This is a genomic window from Erythrobacter sp. W36 (assembly GCF_057364935.1).
Genome location: NZ_CP200281.1, coordinates 36,292 through 52,855, shown reverse-complemented (window position 1 = coordinate 52,855; position 16,564 = coordinate 36,292). Strand labels below are relative to the sequence as shown.

At 60.6% G+C, this 16,564-nt stretch carries 15 protein-coding genes; 8 read left to right on the top strand and 7 right to left on the bottom strand.

Annotation, left to right across the window (positions count from 1 at the left end):
- Positions 1-22 precede the first annotated feature (22 nt).
- Both AC0V6U_RS00200 and AC0V6U_RS00195 read right to left on the bottom strand, forming a co-directional pair.
- The gene (locus AC0V6U_RS00200; protein ID WP_472644246.1) at positions 23-304 is read right to left on the bottom strand and encodes a DUF192 domain-containing protein; all 282 of its coding nucleotides are present in this window, start codon (positions 302-304) and stop codon (positions 23-25) included.
- Entirely contained in the window at positions 279-1,115 is an 837-nt protein-coding gene (locus AC0V6U_RS00195) for a regulatory protein RecX (RefSeq protein ID WP_472644245.1), read from the bottom strand. Before AC0V6U_RS00195 ends, AC0V6U_RS00200 begins: the two co-directional genes overlap by 26 nt.
- Positions 1,116-1,351: 236 nt before the next feature.
- On the opposite strand from AC0V6U_RS00195, the gene AC0V6U_RS00190 reads away from it, so the two are divergent.
- Complete coding sequence (locus AC0V6U_RS00190) at positions 1,352-3,085, top strand: fatty acyl-AMP ligase (protein WP_472644244.1); 1,734 nt, start codon at positions 1,352-1,354, stop codon at positions 3,083-3,085.
- Positions 3,086-3,113: 28 nt separating this feature from the next.
- Here the strand turns inward: AC0V6U_RS00190 and AC0V6U_RS00185 are convergent, their stop codons facing one another.
- The gene (locus AC0V6U_RS00185) at positions 3,114-3,521 is read right to left on the bottom strand and encodes a hypothetical protein (protein WP_472644243.1); all 408 of its coding nucleotides are present in this window, start codon (positions 3,519-3,521) and stop codon (positions 3,114-3,116) included.
- A gap of 76 nt (positions 3,522-3,597) precedes the next feature.
- Positions 3,598-4,749, bottom strand: a complete 1,152-nt coding sequence (locus tag AC0V6U_RS00180; RefSeq protein WP_472644242.1) for a TIGR00341 family protein — start codon at positions 4,747-4,749, stop codon at positions 3,598-3,600.
- Between the two features lie 262 nt (positions 4,750-5,011).
- Here AC0V6U_RS00180 and AC0V6U_RS00175 point away from each other — a divergent pair, with 262 nt between their 5' ends.
- The 6 genes from AC0V6U_RS00175 to AC0V6U_RS00150 all read left to right on the top strand — a co-directional run bounded on the left by AC0V6U_RS00175 (position 5,012) and on the right by AC0V6U_RS00150 (position 10,740).
- Positions 5,012-6,223 (top strand): toxic anion resistance protein, encoded by a 1,212-nt coding sequence (locus tag AC0V6U_RS00175; protein WP_472644241.1) that lies wholly within the window; start codon positions 5,012-5,014, stop codon positions 6,221-6,223.
- An 8-nt stretch (positions 6,224-6,231) separates the two neighbouring features.
- Positions 6,232-6,981, top strand: a complete 750-nt coding sequence (locus AC0V6U_RS00170) for a hypothetical protein (RefSeq protein ID WP_472644240.1) — start codon at positions 6,232-6,234, stop codon at positions 6,979-6,981.
- The gene (locus tag AC0V6U_RS00165; RefSeq protein WP_472644239.1) at positions 6,978-7,280 is read left to right on the top strand and encodes a polyhydroxyalkanoic acid system family protein; all 303 of its coding nucleotides are present in this window, start codon (positions 6,978-6,980) and stop codon (positions 7,278-7,280) included. Before AC0V6U_RS00170 ends, AC0V6U_RS00165 begins: the two co-directional genes overlap by 4 nt.
- Before the next feature lie 148 nt (positions 7,281-7,428).
- On the top strand, positions 7,429-8,187 hold the full coding sequence (locus tag AC0V6U_RS00160; protein ID WP_472644238.1) for a biliverdin-producing heme oxygenase: 759 nt from the start codon (positions 7,429-7,431) through the stop codon (positions 8,185-8,187).
- Entirely contained in the window at positions 8,184-9,125 is a 942-nt protein-coding gene (locus AC0V6U_RS00155; RefSeq protein ID WP_472644237.1) for a GAF domain-containing protein, read from the top strand. The genes AC0V6U_RS00160 and AC0V6U_RS00155 overlap by 4 nt, the downstream gene beginning before the upstream one ends.
- Complete coding sequence (locus AC0V6U_RS00150; RefSeq protein ID WP_486169327.1) at positions 9,088-10,740, top strand: HWE histidine kinase domain-containing protein; 1,653 nt, start codon at positions 9,088-9,090, stop codon at positions 10,738-10,740. The genes AC0V6U_RS00155 and AC0V6U_RS00150 overlap by 38 nt, the downstream gene beginning before the upstream one ends.
- A gap of 16 nt (positions 10,741-10,756) precedes the next feature.
- Here AC0V6U_RS00150 and AC0V6U_RS00145 read toward each other — a convergent pair whose 3' ends face one another.
- The 3 genes from AC0V6U_RS00145 to AC0V6U_RS00135 form a co-directional block, all read right to left on the bottom strand.
- Complete coding sequence (locus AC0V6U_RS00145; RefSeq protein WP_472644236.1) at positions 10,757-11,509, bottom strand: class I mannose-6-phosphate isomerase; 753 nt, start codon at positions 11,507-11,509, stop codon at positions 10,757-10,759.
- A gap of 147 nt (positions 11,510-11,656) precedes the next feature.
- On the bottom strand, positions 11,657-12,700 hold the full coding sequence (locus AC0V6U_RS00140) for a mannose-1-phosphate guanylyltransferase (RefSeq protein ID WP_472644235.1): 1,044 nt from the start codon (positions 12,698-12,700) through the stop codon (positions 11,657-11,659).
- 49 nt (positions 12,701-12,749) lie between these two features.
- The gene (locus AC0V6U_RS00135; RefSeq protein WP_472644234.1) at positions 12,750-13,457 is read right to left on the bottom strand and encodes an energy transducer TonB; all 708 of its coding nucleotides are present in this window, start codon (positions 13,455-13,457) and stop codon (positions 12,750-12,752) included.
- Between the two features lie 127 nt (positions 13,458-13,584).
- Here AC0V6U_RS00135 and AC0V6U_RS00130 point away from each other — a divergent pair, with 127 nt between their 5' ends.
- Positions 13,585-16,524 carry an ATP-binding protein gene (locus AC0V6U_RS00130; protein ID WP_472644233.1) on the top strand — a complete coding sequence of 980 codons (2,940 nt, stop codon included), beginning with the start codon at positions 13,585-13,587 and terminating at the stop codon, positions 16,522-16,524.
- Positions 16,525-16,564: the final 40 nt, after the last annotated feature.

Sequence of the window (16,564 nt, the reverse complement as noted above, 5' to 3'; positions counted from 1 at the left end):
TGCGCGGCGGCCGCAGCGGGCGCTACTCGGGGAGCTTGTAGGTAACGAGGTCGCCCGGCTTGATCCCCAGCTCTTCTGACAGGCCCGCACGCACTTCAAACACGGCGCTGGCGATCCCTTTCGAAGGCACCGATTCGAGCGAATAGGGCACAGTGTTGGCCGCAATATTGCTGATCCGGCCATCGGTCCCGATGAAGATGATGTCGAGCGAGAGCGGTGTGTTCTTCATCCAAAAGCTGCGCTGCTCTGGCGGATAAGACGGGAACAGCATCGCCTCGTCATCGCCCAGCTCGGTGCGGAACATCAGTCCGCGCGCTTGCTCTTGCGGGGTGATGGCCAGCTCTGTGTTGAACACATGCGTGCCAGATGCGCTTTCGATGGTGACATCGATCACCTGTAGCGTTGAGACCGGATGATAGCGCGGAGCCTCTCGGGTCACGACAGTCGCATCCGCGCCGCTGCTGGCCGTTTGGCTGCCCGCTGCCTCTGGCCCGGCCTCTGCTGGAGAACATGCGGCCAGCATGGCTGCAAGCACGAACGCGGCGGATTTCACCACAGCCCCCGCCCGCGGGGCCAAATTCCCCGCTCTCGTCTTCCTCGTCCTGCGCCTCGGCTAACCATTGTTCGATCTCTTCCTCGTTTTCAGCGCTGATAATAAAGCGCGCGGCGGCGAAGTCATGCCCGCCTCTTAGCATTGCTGCAATCTGCTTTTCGCGCAGCTTGGGGTCCATGTCTTTCTGGCAAAACGGGCCAAAGCGGCGTTTCTTTGCGAGCAATATCGCGGCATGCCGTGCCGCTGCCTCGCTCGGCGTCTGATCGCTGCGCACGCCCTCTTCAATGCCTGCCGCATACAGCGCTTGATCGACCCGCCGCGCGCCAAGGCCGCGCGCCATCATATCGCGGCTCTTTGCCTTGGCGTAGGCCGCATCATCAACATAGCCGAGCTCAATCAGCCGTTCGACAATAGCGCGCACATCGAGCCGGGGCGATGCGCCGTCTTCATCGTCTTCGGACCCCGCGACCCCGCGTTCGCGAATCTTGCGCGCCAGATAGGCCTCAAGTTTCGCCCCACTGGTCGCAAAGCGAGCGACATAAGAAAGTGCCAAATCACGCAAGGAAGTTTCGTCGAGCGGACGGCGTTTACGGCTCGCTCGGTCGTTTCTTGCGCCCTTCCTAGCGCCGGGCGACGAGAACGCTTTGGTATCTTTTGAAACCATCTTGCCTTATTCGTGCCACACTCGTTATCAAATACCTAAGTGTGAAGCGTGTTGGATATGATGTCCAGCGCGTAACGCAGACGGGATTTGGCGTGCTGTGCCGCGCTGTAACTGACGGGTTTCGCTAGAAAATTATGACCGACGCCGCATTGACGCCGACGCCGAATGATTGCGAATTGCCGCGCATCAGAGCGCAGTTCGAGACGTTCAACGACGCCATTGACTACGCTGCGAAGAGCCAAAAGGGCCTCAACTTCCATGATATGCGTGGACAATTAGAGCGCGTTTATCCCTATTCTGAGCTTCGCGAAGACGCTCTTGTCATGGCCCGCCGCCTCATCGCGAGCGGAATTGGCAAGGAAGATCGCATTGCGCTGATCGCGGAAACCGGGCCGGACTTTGCCGCTCTGTTTTGCGCCTGCGTCTATGTTGGCGCGTGGCCCGTGCCATTGCCGCTGCCGACCAGCTTTGGCGGCAAGGAAAGCTTCATCGATCAGCTCGCTGTGCAATTAAGCAGCTCCGATCCGAAGATCCTGATCTACCCAGAAGAAATCGCTGAAATGGCAAGCGCTGCGGCGGATCGCCAAGATTGCGCCAGCGAAAGCTATGAGGATTTCGCAAAACGCGAGGCTCCCGAATGCGAGCTACCCAAGGCTGATCCAGAAGACATTTGCTATCTGCAATACTCCTCTGGCTCGACCCGTTTCCCAACCGGGGTAGCGGTGACGCACCGCGCGCTGCTGCACAATCTCTATGGCCATTCCACCAGCATGCAGCTGGGCGAAAACGAGCGCTGCGTCAGCTGGCTGCCGTGGTATCATGATATGGGTCTGGTCGGCTGTTTCCTATCGCTGATCGCCAATCAGGTCTCCGGCGATTATCTGAAGCCAGACGCCTTTGCCCGCCGCCCGCTGGCATGGCTCGACGTGATCAGCCGCAATAAAGGCGGCACACTCTCTTACTCACCGACCTTTGGCTATGACATTTGCGCGCGCCGCATTTCCAGCCAGAGCAATGTGGCGGAACGTTTTGACCTCTCGCGCTGGCGCGTCGCTGGCAATGGTGCGGACATGATCCGCCCGGATGTGATGCAAAGCTTCGTCAACGCCTTTGCCGACGCTGGGTTTAAGGCGAGCGCCTTTACCCCGTCATACGGCCTGGCCGAGGCGGTTCTGGCGGTCACCGTGATGCCGCCGGGCGAAGGCATTCGCGTCGAGCTGGTCGAGGAAGAGCGCCTGTCGGGCACCCCGCGCGATATCTCGCGCCCGGCCCGCTACCGCGCGATCGTCAATTGCGGCAAGACCCTGCCCGATATGGAGGTCGAAATTCGCGGCGAAGATGGCCACGCGCGCGGCGATCATCAAATCGGCAAAGTCTGGTGCCGCGGCCCCAGCGTCATGCACTCCTATTTCCGCAATGAAGAAGCGACCGAGGATTGCCTCGTTGATGGCTGGCTCGACACCGGCGATATGGGATATTTGGCAGATGGCTATTTGTTCATCGTCGGCCGCGCCAAAGACATGATCATCATCAATGGCAAGAACCACTGGCCGCAGGATATCGAATGGGCGGTTGAGCAGCTGCCCGGCTTCAACCACGGCGATATCGCCGCGTTCTCGATTGAAACCGACAATGGCGAGGAAGCGCCCGCTGTGCTGGTGCATTGCCGCGTCTCTGACCCGGCGGAGCGCATTCACTTGCGCGAGCAGATCGCCGACAAGGTCCGCTCGGTCACCGGCATGAGCTGCGTCGTGGAACTGGTGCCGCCGCGCACTCTGCCGCGCACCTCTTCTGGCAAGCTCAGCCGGGCGAAGGCGAAGAAGCTGTACCTGTCAGGCGAGATTGTCCCGCTGGAACTGGCGGCGTAGTTTTTTGAGTTTGAGCTGCGGCTCAAACCTACTCAGACAAATCAGCCCAGCGCGCGCGTACGGAGCCTGAGCTCGCCTCAACGCGGGCCTGCAAGCCGTTCTCTGCCATCAGCTCTGCCGTGCGAGCGGCGTTTTCCGCATTGCCAGTGATCACCACGGGCACATCAAGCCTTTGCCCCGCCCATGCGGCGACGAGCAGCGCATTCATGCCCGCGACCGTCGGCTCGCCTTCGTCAAATTCGACAATGTCCGGCAAGCGTCCCATTGGCGGCAGCAGCTCGATCGTCCATTCCGGCTCAGTCGCGGCAATCCGCTGCTCCAACGTGCGATAGGCGGACAGAGACGCGCCTTCGAGCCGCTGCGCACGCACCATTGCCTTGCGCCGGGTGCGGTCTACCAAGACGTCTTCCGCCGGAACGCCCGCGACCAGCGCCAATCGCTGAGCAAGATTTTCCGCGCGCGCACTGGCGGCGGCCTCTTCATTGGCGCGGGTGGCGGAGATTTCAGCCTCTTCAGCGGCGCTGGCGCTGGTGCCGACTTGGTACTGCGTCAGTGTCAGTTCGACCGGACGCCCGAGCTAAGCTCATCAAAGCGCGCTCAACATCTGTTTCCGCATCGGCGCGCAGGCGCGGCGTTAGGACGGTGGCATTCACGCCTAGCCCTTCGCCGCCAAACTCAATCTCCATTTCGCTGAGGCGTGAACGGTCATCAAAGGTCTCGACGATCTCGCTGCGTACGATCCGCTGAGCATTGGCCTCCCACGCGATCTGGCTGAGCGAGAGGCCCAGCGGCACCGCGAGAGCCATAAAGACCACCGCCACCATCAGGTTTTGAAAATAGGTTTGTCGCTGGCTGAGCGCGTGGCGGAAACCATAGAGGCGCGCCATCGCCCAGGCGACCAGCGCAATCGTGATAAGGTTGGTGACATAGAGCAGCAGCGCGCCGGAGAAGACCGTCCAGTTGGTGGTCGCCAAGCCAAATCCAACCACCGCGAGCGGCGGCATCAAGGCGGTCGCAATCGCCACGCCCACAATCGTGCCTTCGCGCCCGCGGATCATCGCATAAGCGCCCGCGAGCGCAGAAAACAGCGCGACCATCAGGTCAAACAGGTTGGGCCGGGTGCGCGCTGCGATCTCTGGCGTGATCGTCTGGATGGGTGAGAAAAACACGATCAGCGCGCACAGCGCCACCGCCATCACACTGCCCCAGGCGAGGCTGCGCGCGGATTGTTTCAGCCACTCATAATCGCCAATCGCCAGAGCAAAGCCGAGGCCCATAATTGGCCCCATCAGCGGAGAGAGCAACATCGCGCCGATCACAACCGCTGGTGAGGACAGCAGCAGGCCGAGGATCGCGATCCCGCCGCTCATCGCGGTCATAAACAGATAGCGTTCCGAAAGCGCGCAATCCTCGCGCCGCTTCTCAATCACGCTCGATTGCTGGACCGTGCCCACGACGTCTTCGAGCCACCAGCGCCGCCAGCTGAACAGAACGCGCGAAAAGCTGGATTTGGACGGGATCGGATCGGGGTGGCCGGTCGCCTTGGAGGCCGCAGACGTGCCCGCAGCCGATGAGGCCGCCGCCATGGCCGAGCCCTGCCCTGTGTTGCGCGCGGTATCCTGGTCCTCGCCCAAGTCCGCCTTGCGATCCCCATCATTGCTCATGATTATGTCCGTGTCTTTCTGTGCTCACACCAATCCGGTTACGCGGAAACGCGCGCAAACAAAAGCATGCTTGCAAAACCCCGCCTTTCAAGCGGCCATCGCCTACGCGCTTTTGGATGGACGCATGCCCGGCGATAAGGCACTATCTTGAATAGTGTGTCTTAGATTACTAATACAGTAAGAGAGATACAGCCAGTTCAAGCCGCTGCCACCAGCAAATAGGCTGGCGTAAGCCACGACTTCAGGGAGTTGAAGAAGCCCGATGAATACGACGGAAACCAAGACCAAGACGGCCACCGATTTTGAATTGAGCCCGCCGGATCCCGTGCCAGCGGTTGCGCCTGAAAAGGCCGCAGGCCTGGTGCCGGTCGATGAGGAAAAGAAGTCCAAGCTCGATGAGAAAGTCGATGGCTTTGTGACGGAACTCGTCGCTGAGGACGCCAATTCGCCGGCCTTTGGCGAGAAGGTCGATCAGATCACCCGCATGGGGCAGGAGCAAATCCGCGCCGCCGCCGCAATGTCCAATCGCTTCCTTGATCGCCCCGTGCGCTCAATGGACGGCGATGGCACCGTTGGCGCCGATCTGGCGGAATTGCGCCGCACCGTCGAAGACCTCGATCCGGGCCGCAAGGGCAAGCTGCTGGCACCGCGCAAGCTGTTTGGCATCATCCCGTTCGGCAATAAGCTTCAGAACTATTTTGACAGCTACACGTCCTCGCAGGGTCACATTCAAGCCATCCTGGAGCGGCTGTCCTCCGGCAAGAAAGAGCTGCATGAGGACAATGCAGCGATTGATGTCGAGCGGCAGAAGCTGTGGGCGGCGATGGGCGAGCTGGAGCAGATGATCCACATCGCCAAGAAGCTCGATGAGAAGCTTGAGGCGAAAGCCGATGAGCTGGATGCGACCGATCCCGCCAAGGCAAAAGCCCTGCGCGAGAGCGCCTTGTTCTATGTGCGCCAACGCACGCAGGACCTGCTGACGCAAATGGCGGTCAGCGTTCAGGGCTATCTCAGCCTCGATCTGGTGAAGAAGAACAATGTCGAGCTGGTGAAAGGCGTCGACCGCGCCAGCACCACCACCGTTGGCGCATTGCGCACGGCGGTGACGGTGGCTCAGGCGATGACCAACCAGCGGCTTGTGCTGGGCCAGATCACTGCGCTCAACCAGACCACCAGCGATATTATCGATTCCACCAGCACGCTGCTGCGCGAGCAGACCGGCCAAATCCACGAGCAAGCCGCCTCCAGCACCATTCCGCTGGAAACGCTGCAACGCGCGTTCCAGAACATCTATGACACGATGGACGAGGTCGACGAGTTCAAGGTGAAGGCGCTGGCCAGCATGAAGCAAACCGTCACCGTTCTGACCGATGAGGTTGAGAAGTCGAAAGGCTATATCGCCCGGGCTGAGGGTCAATCGCAGGCGGCAGCTAAGGTCGCCTCTGAGCCGTCACTGCTGGCGCTGGATAGCTAAGGCTGGCGATGCAAGACACCACCACACAATCGGACCAAATCCTGAGCGCGGCGGGCAAAAGCCTGCAAGTGCAGCGCGAAGGCGGCACGCACCGGCCCGGCGATTCCATCGGCAAGGGGTCAGCGGGCGCAAAGCGCAAGAATTGGCTGAAGCGCGCCAAATACTTTGCAGGTGCGATCCTGACGATTTTGGTCACGGCATCAATCGCTGGGGTGGTGCTGGATGGCATCGGCTTTACCGGCGTGATGATGGCGGCGCTTGCTGTAATGGCGGCAGCCTTCGTGTTCGGAAACTACCCCAAAGTCAAAGTGCCAAAACGCACTGAGCTCAAGCAAGGCGAGCCTAAGCAAATGGTCGCCCGCACCGAGCTGTGGCTGGAGGCTCAGCGTCCCGCTCTGCCTGCACCAGCAGTAAAGCTGGTCGATCAGCTCGGCGTTCAATTGGACGCGCTTGGGCTGCAATTGGAAACGGTCGATCAATCCCATCCCAGCGTCGCCGAAGTGCGCGAGCTGGTGGGCGAATACATCCCAGAGACGATCGACAATTACCGCAAGATCCCGGAGCATTTGCGCCGCGAAGATCATGTCGGCAAATCGGCTGATGACCGCCTCGCTGATAGCCTCGGCAAAATCAGCGGCGAGCTGGACCGCGTGACCCGCCGCCTCGCCGAAGGCGCGCTTGACGATCTGGCGATCAAGGACCGCTATCTCGAATACCGTTATGGCGGGGCCGAAGCGCTAGAGGACACACCAAAATGAGAATTGCCTTGCCGCACGAATTGGGGCGCGAGGAAGTTCGCCGCCGCATGCACGAACATGCCGGTGAGATTGGCGGGTTCTTCCCCGAAGGCATGGCAGAGGTCGAAACATCCTGGCCGCATGAAGACCGAATGGACCTGCAAGTCAGCGTATTTGGCCACAGCGTCACCGGTTTTGTAGAAATCGAAGACACACAAGCAATCATTGAATTTGAATTGCCAATGATTTTGAGCATGGCCAAGCCATTGATTGAGAAAGCTGTTCGTAAAGAAGGCGGCCGACTGCTTGAAAAGCGCTAAATTCGTACATTTACTTAGTTGAATTAATAAGACCGAAGTGAAAACTGCGCTTTATTTGGTCCAGATTGGATGGATCGTTTAAGCTACATGTTTGCGCCAATGATGACTTCCTGCCATTAGCATGACCGCTGCGCCCATTTTATGGTGAATGGCGCAGCTGCGACGGGGAGCATTGGTTATCGAGCAGCCTAGCGATAGTAGAAATCTACGGGCAATCCTGCGCGAGGCGACGGCCCACACGCATGACCAGCTTGATGAGGCGATGCGCGCGGCCACTGGCTGGACCACCACCGCCCATTACGCCGCCTTTCTTAGCCTGCAACATGCTGCGCGGCGCCCCGTAGAAGATTGGCTGGATGCCCACGCTCCCGAAGGGCTTTGCCCGCCCCCGCAATCTCCTTTGATCGCCGCTGACTTGGACGCGCTGCGTGTCGAGCTTCCTGCAAGGGCATCGAATTTCGAACTCAACATCGCCGGACCTCATGCAAAGGCCAGCATTCTGGGCGTCGCTTGGGTGCTGGCTGGATCATCCTTGGGCAACCGCGCGATCCTGCACGAACTGCGCCGCAATGGGCATGACGATTGGCCGAGCGCCTTTCTGGGCGATGACGCCATGCTCGCCTTTTGGAACGCGATGCGGCCCGGGATAGAGGCACCGACCAGCGCAGAGGCGGCCAATGCGGCGACTGAGGCCGCGCAAGCGACATTTGCGCATTTCATCGCTGTTGCAAAACCTTCCGCTGGGACCAAGCCGGAACAGGGCAGCGGCGTACTGACATGCGACCCAGAAACGCCCCCGATGCTCGATGAGGCTGGCGCAGACGATACACTGATACCATCCGAAGACTGCGCCAATGAGAGCCGCCAGGCTGGCTCAACACCCAAGACGACGAAAGAGCCAGTATGAGCTTCTCCGCAACTAAGCAGGAATTGACCGAATGCGACCGCGAGGCGATCCACCACATCGCCGCTGTGCAGCCCTTAGGCGGACTGATCGCGCTCAATTCCGATTGGTACATTGCGCATCGCTCGGCCAATTGCGCTGAGCTCTTGGGGCTTGAGAAGAACCCGGAGCCGGGCGAGGAGCTTGCCGCGATTTTTCAGCCGCGCGCGCTTGAAATCCTGCGCGACGGGATTGGCCGCGTCACACAGGTCGATCAAGTGGAGCGGCTGTTTGGCGTTCGCCTGAGCGCAGGCGGCGAGCTGTTTGATATCGCGCTGCACTCCAGCGGCCCGAAGATCATTATCGAATTTGAGCGGCACGAGGCTGATAAATACACCGAGCACTTGGCGCTGATCGGGCCGCTTGTCTCTAAACTGGAGCCGCTGCGCGAAGTGCAAACGCTGTGTGACCACGCGGCAAAGTTGGTGCGCGAAATGCTCGGCTATGACCGGGTGATGGTTTACCGTTTCCATAATGACGGCAGCGGCGAGGTTGTGTCCGAGGAAAAGCGTAGCGACCTTGAGCCGTTCCTGGGGCTTAGGTATCCGCGCGCCGATATCCCGCAGCAGGCAAGAGAACTGTTCCGGCGCAATCGCTTCCGCATAATCAGCGACACTAAGGCGGAACCAGTGCCGATTGAGCCTGAGGTGGCCGTAACGGGCGAACCGCTCGATCTATCCATGAGTGTGCTGCGCGCGCATTCGCGCATGCACATGAAATATCTCGTCAATATGGGCGTAGATGCGTCATTCTCGATCGCCATCGTGCGGCAGGGCAAGCTGTGGGGGCTGATTTCTGGCCACCATTGTTCGCCGCGCGTGCTCGGCATTCTCACTGCGAACCGTGGCAGAGATGTTCTCACAAATGTTCTCGCTGATGCTCGACCGGATTCTGATCGATGAGGCGGAGCAAGTGCGCAAGCGCGGGCAGGCGCTGCACGATCAATTGATGGTGCGTCTGGCTGGAGGCGCGTCGCTCAGCCAGAACCTGCCGATGCTGCATGAGCTGCTTAAGAACGTCATCCCGCATGATGGCTCATCCGTGATGGTCGACGGGGTCTACACCTCCAACGGGATCGCGCCGAGTGAAAAGCAGTTTCGCTCGCTTCTGCCTGCGCTCAACAGCGCGGCAATCAGCACAATCATCTCCACCCATACGCTCAAAGACGAGATCCCGGCCGCGAAGGAATTGCAGGATGTGGTTGGCGGGGCGCTGTTCCTGCCGATCTCGCGTGCGCCGCGCGATTTTCTGGTGCTGTGGCGCAAACCCCTATCAAGGATAGTGACCTGGGCGGGCGATCCCGAAAAGGCGAAAGCTGCCAAGGGTGAACGCTTGGAGCCTCGCGGCAGCTTTGCGGCTTGGCGCAGCGAGATTGAGGGCACCAGCGAGGAATGGAGCGAGCCAGAGCTGCAAATCGCCGAAAGCCTGCGGGTGACGCTGCTCGAAGTGGTCCTGCGCATGACAGACGAGGTTGCGCGCGAGCGAACCCGGGCGCAGGAACAACAAGAGCTGCTCATCTCAGAGCTCAATCACCGCGTGCGCAATATCCTCAATCTGATCCGCAGCCTGGTGAACCAGTCTCAACATGACGCCAGCAGCATCATTGATTTCAGCCATATCATTGGCGGCCGGATCAATGCGCTGGCCAGCGCGCATGACAATATCACGCGTGAGAATTGGGCGCCCGCGCCGCTGTCCGCTTTGCTGAAGACAGAGCTGCAGGCCTATCTCAACGAGAAACGCGACCGGCTGATGCTGAACGGTGAGGAAGTCCTGATCAAGCCAGAGGCCTACACCGTGCTGGCGCTGGTGGTGCATGAACTCGTCACCAATTCGGCCAAATATGGCAGCCTGTGCGACAGCCATGGCAAGCTCTCAATTGACCTCGACCACACCACAAGCGGCGATCTGGAAATTCACTGGAGGGAACAAGATGGGCCGCCGGTAAAGCCGCCAACGCGGCGCGGGTTTGGCTCGACCATTATTGAGCGCTCGATCCCCTATGAGCTGAAGGGTGAGGCCGACGTCCGCTTCAAGCTCACCGGGTTAGAGGCAAAATTCTTGATCCCAGCGCACTTTATCGCGCGGGCAGAAGCGCAGTCTGATGAATATGTGACCGAGGAGGAACGCAAGATTGCGGCGGCCAAGGCGGCGCAGCTCGCGAAATTGCCCAAATCGGTTCTGCTGGTGGAAGACAGCATGATCATCGCACTCGACACTGAGGAAAGCCTCAAACGCCTGGGCGTGGAGCATGTTGCGGTGGCGAGCAGTGTCGATGGCGCGATGAGGGAGCTCAATAAGCGTCGCCCTGACTTTGCGATCCTCGATTTCAACCTCGGCACCGAGTCCAGCGCCCCAGTCGCCACCGCCCTACGCGAGGCCGGCGTGCCGTTTGTGCTCGCAACTGGCTATGGCGAGATGGAAAATCAGCTGGATGAAATCGGCGCTGATGGGCTCTTGCGCAAACCCTATGGCCGCGAAGATATCAGCCATGTGCTTGGGGTGAGCGAGGCCTAAACTGGACGACGCACGCCTAAGCCTGCTTTGCGCTCACCAGCAAGGTCACTTCGGCAGCTGAAAAGTCGAACAGTTCAAGACTGCTTGCGACCACGCATTCGCCCGCTTTGGCGCGGGTGTCTCCCGCATCATTTGCCACCTCGGCGCCCCACGTGACCTCGCCCTCAATCGGCAGCACCAGGATCGGTCCGCCCAGAGCTGCGCAAGTTGCTGCATCCGGTGCGCCTTCGACCCGGTCGACCCGGAAATGCGGCGCATCAAACAAGACCTGACCGCGCGCCGCGACTGTGCCCTTATGGCTGGCCTCGTACTGGCCGCAGCTCGCAACCGCCATCGCGCGCTCCAAATGCAGCTCTCGCGGGCGGCCATAATCATACAGGCGGAAAGTGGTGTCGCTGTTCTGCTGCACTTCGATCAGCTTCAAGCCAGGTCCGATTGCATGGACCGTTCCCGCTGGCAGAAAGAACAGATCGCCAGCCTTCGCCTCATACCAGGTGAGCAGGCCTTCAATCTCGCCGCTGATCGCGGCCTCTTTCATTTGCTCAGATGTGACCAGCTCTTCAAAGCCAATCGCCAGCTTTGCGCCCGGCTCTGCATCGAGCACCAGCCAGCATTCGTCTTTGCCCGCTTCATCACCCTGAGCATCATCATCGCCCGGGTGCACCTGAACCGACAATTTCTCGCTGGTGAAAAGGTATTTGACCAGCAGCTGCTCGAGCTTCTGGCGGCGGCTCAAACCACACCTCACCCACCAGCATGGGTCGGCCATCAGGCCCCTTGCTGCGCGCGACCGCGCGGCGATCAAAGGGCGCTGGCAGATTGGTCCGCCCCCACACTTTCTCGACCCGGCGCGTGGCCAGCTTGCGTGCGAAACGCTCCGGCTTTGGCCCGGCTTTCGTGGTCTCTGGATTAGGGCTCATTGCTCATTCGGTCCTGAGAGTGTGCCGACCTTTTGCGCCCCATCGCGCGTGGTCACCAAGACCTCGTCGCCATCGACGATGATGCACACATCTTCAAGGCCGATTGCCGAAATGCGCGGCCCATCGCTGATCGCGAGAACGTTCTTGCAATTGGCAAGCTCGCTGTTTTCCGGTGCGACATTACCGCTCGCCTCGCCTTGCAGCGCATCTTGCAAAGCGGCCCAATTGCCAATGTCGGACCACCCCATATCGGCGGGCACCATTGCCGCGCGGGCGGTGTTTTCCATCACCGCATAATCGACCGACTCTCCGGTGATCGCTGCGAAGGCTTCGCTCGACGGATTGAACCGCGCGCCATCTTCGCGGCCATCGTCGGCAGCGCGGCGAACCAGCGCCGCCATATCGGGGCGATGCTGCGCCAGTTCATCCAGAAACGCGCCTGCACGGAAGGCAAAGATGCCGCCATTCCAGCTGTATTCCCCGCTTTCGAGATAGGCCTGCGCGGTCGTCAAATCCGGCTTTTCGACAAAGCGCTCAATCGCGAAACCGCCCGGTAAGGCCTCGCCGCGCTTGAGGTAGCCATAGCCCGTTTCAGGGCGATCCGCCGCGATCCCGAAGGAGACGAGGTAATCGTTCTCGGCCAGCTCAGCAGCAGCACGGGCCGCTGCGCAAAAGGCGGAAGTATCCGCGATGTGATGGTCACTCGGACACACCAGCATGATTGCCGCCGGATCCAGCCGCTCCGCCGCCAATGCGATGGCCGGGGCCGTGTTGCGCGCGGCGGGTTCAATGATCAGCTTCGCGGTGCATGACATGCCCGCCAATTGCTGCTCGACCAGATCGGCATGCGCCTCGCCCGCCACGATCATGGGCGCTGCAAACTGGCTGGCGTCGCTGGTCCGCTCAATCGCCTGCTGAAACAAGGTCGTCTCGCCGATCAGCGGCAGAAACGGCTTCGGTCTATCACGTCGGCTAACCGGCCACAGCCGGGTGCCCGCGCCGCCGCACAAGATAACAGGGTGGATTTTGGCTGAGGTCATTGTGTGGGCGGCTTAACTCGGGAGGGACTAACGATGGGTAACCGGAACATTAGAACCACCTTTGCCGCCAATAAAACGGCGCTGCAACAGGATTGCCATTGGCATCCTGCGCGGGTCGGAAACCCAGCCTGCCCTCTACCAGCTGGCAAGTGATGCGGTCGGCCTCTGGATCGGGGCTCGCGCGGTAGACGAAGCAATTGCGCGCCCGTCCATCGGTCCCGACCGTCACCTTCACAATCACTTCGGTGCCCCGGCGCGCTTTGCGCCCACCCTCTGGAACTGGGTAATCGCGCGCATTGTTGATCGAGCCGGAGATATGCACCGGCTTGCTGACCGCAATGCCGCCTTGCCCGCCGCCCTGGTTACCGCTGCCCGTACCAAGGCCGCTCCCCGCTGCGCCGGTGCCGTCACCGGTTTCGCGCGCGCCGGAATTGACCGCCGTGCCAGTAGAGGAGGCGCGCGGCTGAGGCCGGTCTTGCTTGACGGGGACCTTTGGCGTGGGCGCGGTGACAGGTTTTGGCACCGCCTGACGCCCGGGATCGCCTTGCGCGCCTTCATCAGGCTGCGGCTCGTTTTCAGGTGGCGGAGGGTCCGGCGGGGCGGTGATCGTCACCGAAAAGGTGGAGACCACGCTGCGCTCAACCGATGCAGTCAGATCCGGAGCGAAGGCGCGCGCAAGCCCGTAAAGCGCCGCCACATGGAGCAGCACAATCAGCACCAGCAATGGCCAACGCGGCCGAGCGGCGACGCGCCGCATAACTAGCTTTTGCCATATCCTCCCCGCTGTCCTTTGCGCCTTTAAGTATTTGCCCGCATCTCACGTCGAACGCGGCGGTATGCTCTATACGCCATTGTTCAAGGGTTAGCGATGGAGTGCAAGCCACGTGCACGCAGTACAACCCCAAGAGCCAGCCCGTCTGGCTTGCTTTGCAATCGGTGCGATCGACCGCCGCAGCGCGATTGGCGCGGCGATCGGCTTTGTCGTGTTTGCAGCGCTTGCGATCATCAGCCTTGAATTGTCGCGATTTGGCGGCGCGCTCGCCAAGATTTGGCTCCCCAATGCGGTTGCGGTCGCGTTCCTGCTGCGCGCGCGATTGAACAATGAAATCCTGTTTTTGGCCGCGATCTTTGTGTCGGGCTTTATCGGCAATTACAGCGCTGAATTCCCGCTCTACCAACCGCTTGTGTTCGCGGCGGCCAATATCGTCGACATTGCGATAATCGTCTCGCTCGTCAGGCTCGCCTGCGGGATGCGGCCTGACATGACCAATCTGGAGCATCTGGCCAAGATTGTCCTGATCGGCGGGCTGGTCGGCCCGTTACTATCTGCTCTCGTCGCGGTGCTCGCCATGGTGCCCAATATGGCGGCCATGGCGGATACGGTCCAAACATGGTTCCTCACCGACAGCCTGGGAATGGTGCTGATCGTGCCAACAGCCTTGCTGCTGCATGATGCCATCGGAAATTTTCAGCGACCCACCAATTCGCAATTGGTCGAGCGATCGGTCATGCTGGTGGCGGGCTGTGGATGCACGTTCCTCGTGTTCTACCAGCCCAGCTATCCGCTGCTGTTCCTGATCCCTCCGATCACTTTGCTGCACGCGTTTCGCTTGGGCAGCACAGGTACTGCGATCTTCGTCGCCTTGCTCGCCTTTGTCGCTATGGCCATGACCTGGAGCGGTTACGGCCCGATTGCTGCGGCGGGTGCAAGCCCTCAAATGCAGGCGCATTTGCTGCAGGCCTTTGTCGCGGCAAACTTCCTCACCGGCCTGCCCGTCGCGGTCATTTTGGCTGGGCGAGAGCGGATGATGGAGGAGCTGGAACAGGGCAAGCGCGAGCTCGCTCTTTTGGCGGAGAACACGACCGATGCGCTGATGTGTTTCGACCTTCAGGGCCGCTGCACCTATGCCTCGCCATCGGTTGCGAGCGTTATGGCTGAGCCGCCAGAGAGCTTTATCGGCAAGCGCCCAAGCGAGCGGACCCATGAAGATTCTCGCGATGTCATCTCTAAGGCGCAAGAGCGCCTCATCACCGGGGTCAGCACGCAGGAGCGCTTCACCTATCGGCGATTTTGGGACAGTGACGACGGCATGCCGGTGTTTATCGAGGCGGAATGCGCGATTGCCTTCAGCCCGGAAACCGGGGAGCGCGAAGGCATTGTAGTCTCGGCTCGCAATGTCACCGAGCGGGTTGAGCTGGAACTCCTGCTGACCCGCGCCCGGCGCAAGGCGGAGCACGCGGCCCGGGCAAAATCAGAATTTCTCGCCAATATGAGCCACGAAATTCGCACCCCCATGAACGGCGTGCTCGGCTTTGCTGAGCTGACGCTGCAAAATGAACTCGATCCAGACCAGCGCCGCAATGTCGACCTGATTGTCCAATCGGGCCGCTCCATGATGCTGCTGCTCAACGATATCCTCGATTTCTCCAAGATTGAAGCCGGTCAGATCAGCATCGACAAACAGGCGCTCGACCTCGACGCGACACTGGAGGAATGCACCGCCCTCCACCGCCCAAGCGCGGAGAAAAAGGGCCTGGAGCTGCATTTTGAAAGCGAAGCAGACGAACCATGGGTGACAACCGATGGCCTAAGGGTGCGGCAAATCGTTCTCAACCTCATCGCCAATGCGATCAAATTCACCGAATTCGGCCGCGTGACCGTCAGCTACCGGATTGAGAACGGCCGGATCCTCGTTCAAGTGCTCGACACTGGGATCGGGATCAGTCCTAAGCGCCTAAGCAGTATATTCAAGCCGTTCACGCAAGGGGAAAGCACGACGGCGCGGCGATTTGGCGGGACCGGACTTGGCCTCTCGATCAGCCGCCAACTCGCAGAATTGCTGGGCGGCACTCTCGAGGTTGAGAGCGAGCCCGGGCGCGGATCCTGTTTCACATTGACCCTGCCATTCTCCAAAGCGCAGCCCTTGCCTGCGCTGGATTCCACCTTCGAACCGCCAGAGCCAGAGCAGCTGCCGCGCGGATCGCGGATCTTGCTGGCCGAAGATCACGATGTGAACCGCCTGCTGGTCACCGAAATGCTGGAGCAATGCGGCCAGAATGTCTCAATCGCGCATGACGGCAACGAAGCGATCGCAATGGTGATCGATGCGTTCCTGCGCGGTGATCCCTATGACCTTGTGCTAATGGATGTGCAGATGCCGGGCTGCGATGGCTATGCCGCCACCCGCGCGATCCGCGGCGAAGGGATTGGCGGTGACATCCTGCCGATCATCGCGCTCACCGCCAATGTGTTTCCCGAAGACATCACGGCTGCGCGCGAGTCCGGCATGCAAGCGCACCTCGCCAAACCGCTGCAATTCGGGAAATTAGCCCGCGCGCTTCAGCGCTGGCTGCCAACCCGGATTGTCGAGGACTGTTCTTCGGAGGAATACCAGGACGATTCCCTACCGCAGGCTCTTGCGGACACTCAAAGCAGAACCGCGAACGATCCGGAGCCGACGCCAAGCTCTCAGGTGATCGACTTTCCCGCCCCGCCAGGCGAGCAATTCCATTCGCATTCGCCCACGCTGATTGAGCGCTGGGAGACCCGCCGCGAGGAGGCCCTCGAAGCGCTGAGAACCGCGCTTAACCTCGGCGGCTTTGATCAGGAGCAAAAAGAAGAGGTTATGCGGCTGCTGCACAAGCTGGCCGGTACCGCCGCCATGTTTGGCGAGGCGGAACTGGGCGACAGAGCCGCCATGCTGGAGCAAGCGCTGCGCGGTGAGTTTGATCCTGCGGTGCAGCTCAACCTGCTGCGCGATGTCCTTAGCATCGCAGAAGACCGAGACCACACCGAAGCCCGAAGCAGCAGCTCCAACGGCTAACCCCGCCCCAAACGCAAACGGCGGAGCCCGCAAAGGCCCC

Bases quoted from the DNA above. Each gene is read 5' to 3' on its own strand.
- AC0V6U_RS00200 (WP_472644246.1), bottom strand. From the start codon at position 304: ATGTTCCGCACCGAGCTGGGCGATGACGAGGCGATGCTGTTCCCGTCT.
- AC0V6U_RS00190 (WP_472644244.1), top strand. From the start codon at position 1,352: ATGACCGACGCCGCATTGACGCCGACGCCGAATGATTGCGAATTGCCG.
- AC0V6U_RS00180 (WP_472644242.1), bottom strand. From the start codon at position 4,749: ATGAGCAATGATGGGGATCGCAAGGCGGACTTGGGCGAGGACCAGGAT.
- AC0V6U_RS00175 (WP_472644241.1), top strand. From the start codon at position 5,012: ATGAATACGACGGAAACCAAGACCAAGACGGCCACCGATTTTGAATTG.
- AC0V6U_RS00170 (WP_472644240.1), top strand. From the start codon at position 6,232: ATGCAAGACACCACCACACAATCGGACCAAATCCTGAGCGCGGCGGGC.
- AC0V6U_RS00165 (WP_472644239.1), top strand. From the start codon at position 6,978: ATGAGAATTGCCTTGCCGCACGAATTGGGGCGCGAGGAAGTTCGCCGC.
- AC0V6U_RS00160 (WP_472644238.1), top strand. From the start codon at position 7,429: ATGGCGCAGCTGCGACGGGGAGCATTGGTTATCGAGCAGCCTAGCGAT.
- AC0V6U_RS00155 (WP_472644237.1), top strand. From the start codon at position 8,184: ATGAGCTTCTCCGCAACTAAGCAGGAATTGACCGAATGCGACCGCGAG.
- AC0V6U_RS00150 (WP_486169327.1), top strand. From the start codon at position 9,088: ATGTTCTCGCTGATGCTCGACCGGATTCTGATCGATGAGGCGGAGCAA.
- AC0V6U_RS00145 (WP_472644236.1), bottom strand. From the start codon at position 11,509: ATGGCCGACCCATGCTGGTGGGTGAGGTGTGGTTTGAGCCGCCGCCAG.
- AC0V6U_RS00140 (WP_472644235.1), bottom strand. From the start codon at position 12,700: ATGACCTCAGCCAAAATCCACCCTGTTATCTTGTGCGGCGGCGCGGGC.
- AC0V6U_RS00135 (WP_472644234.1), bottom strand. From the start codon at position 13,457: ATGCGGCGCGTCGCCGCTCGGCCGCGTTGGCCATTGCTGGTGCTGATT.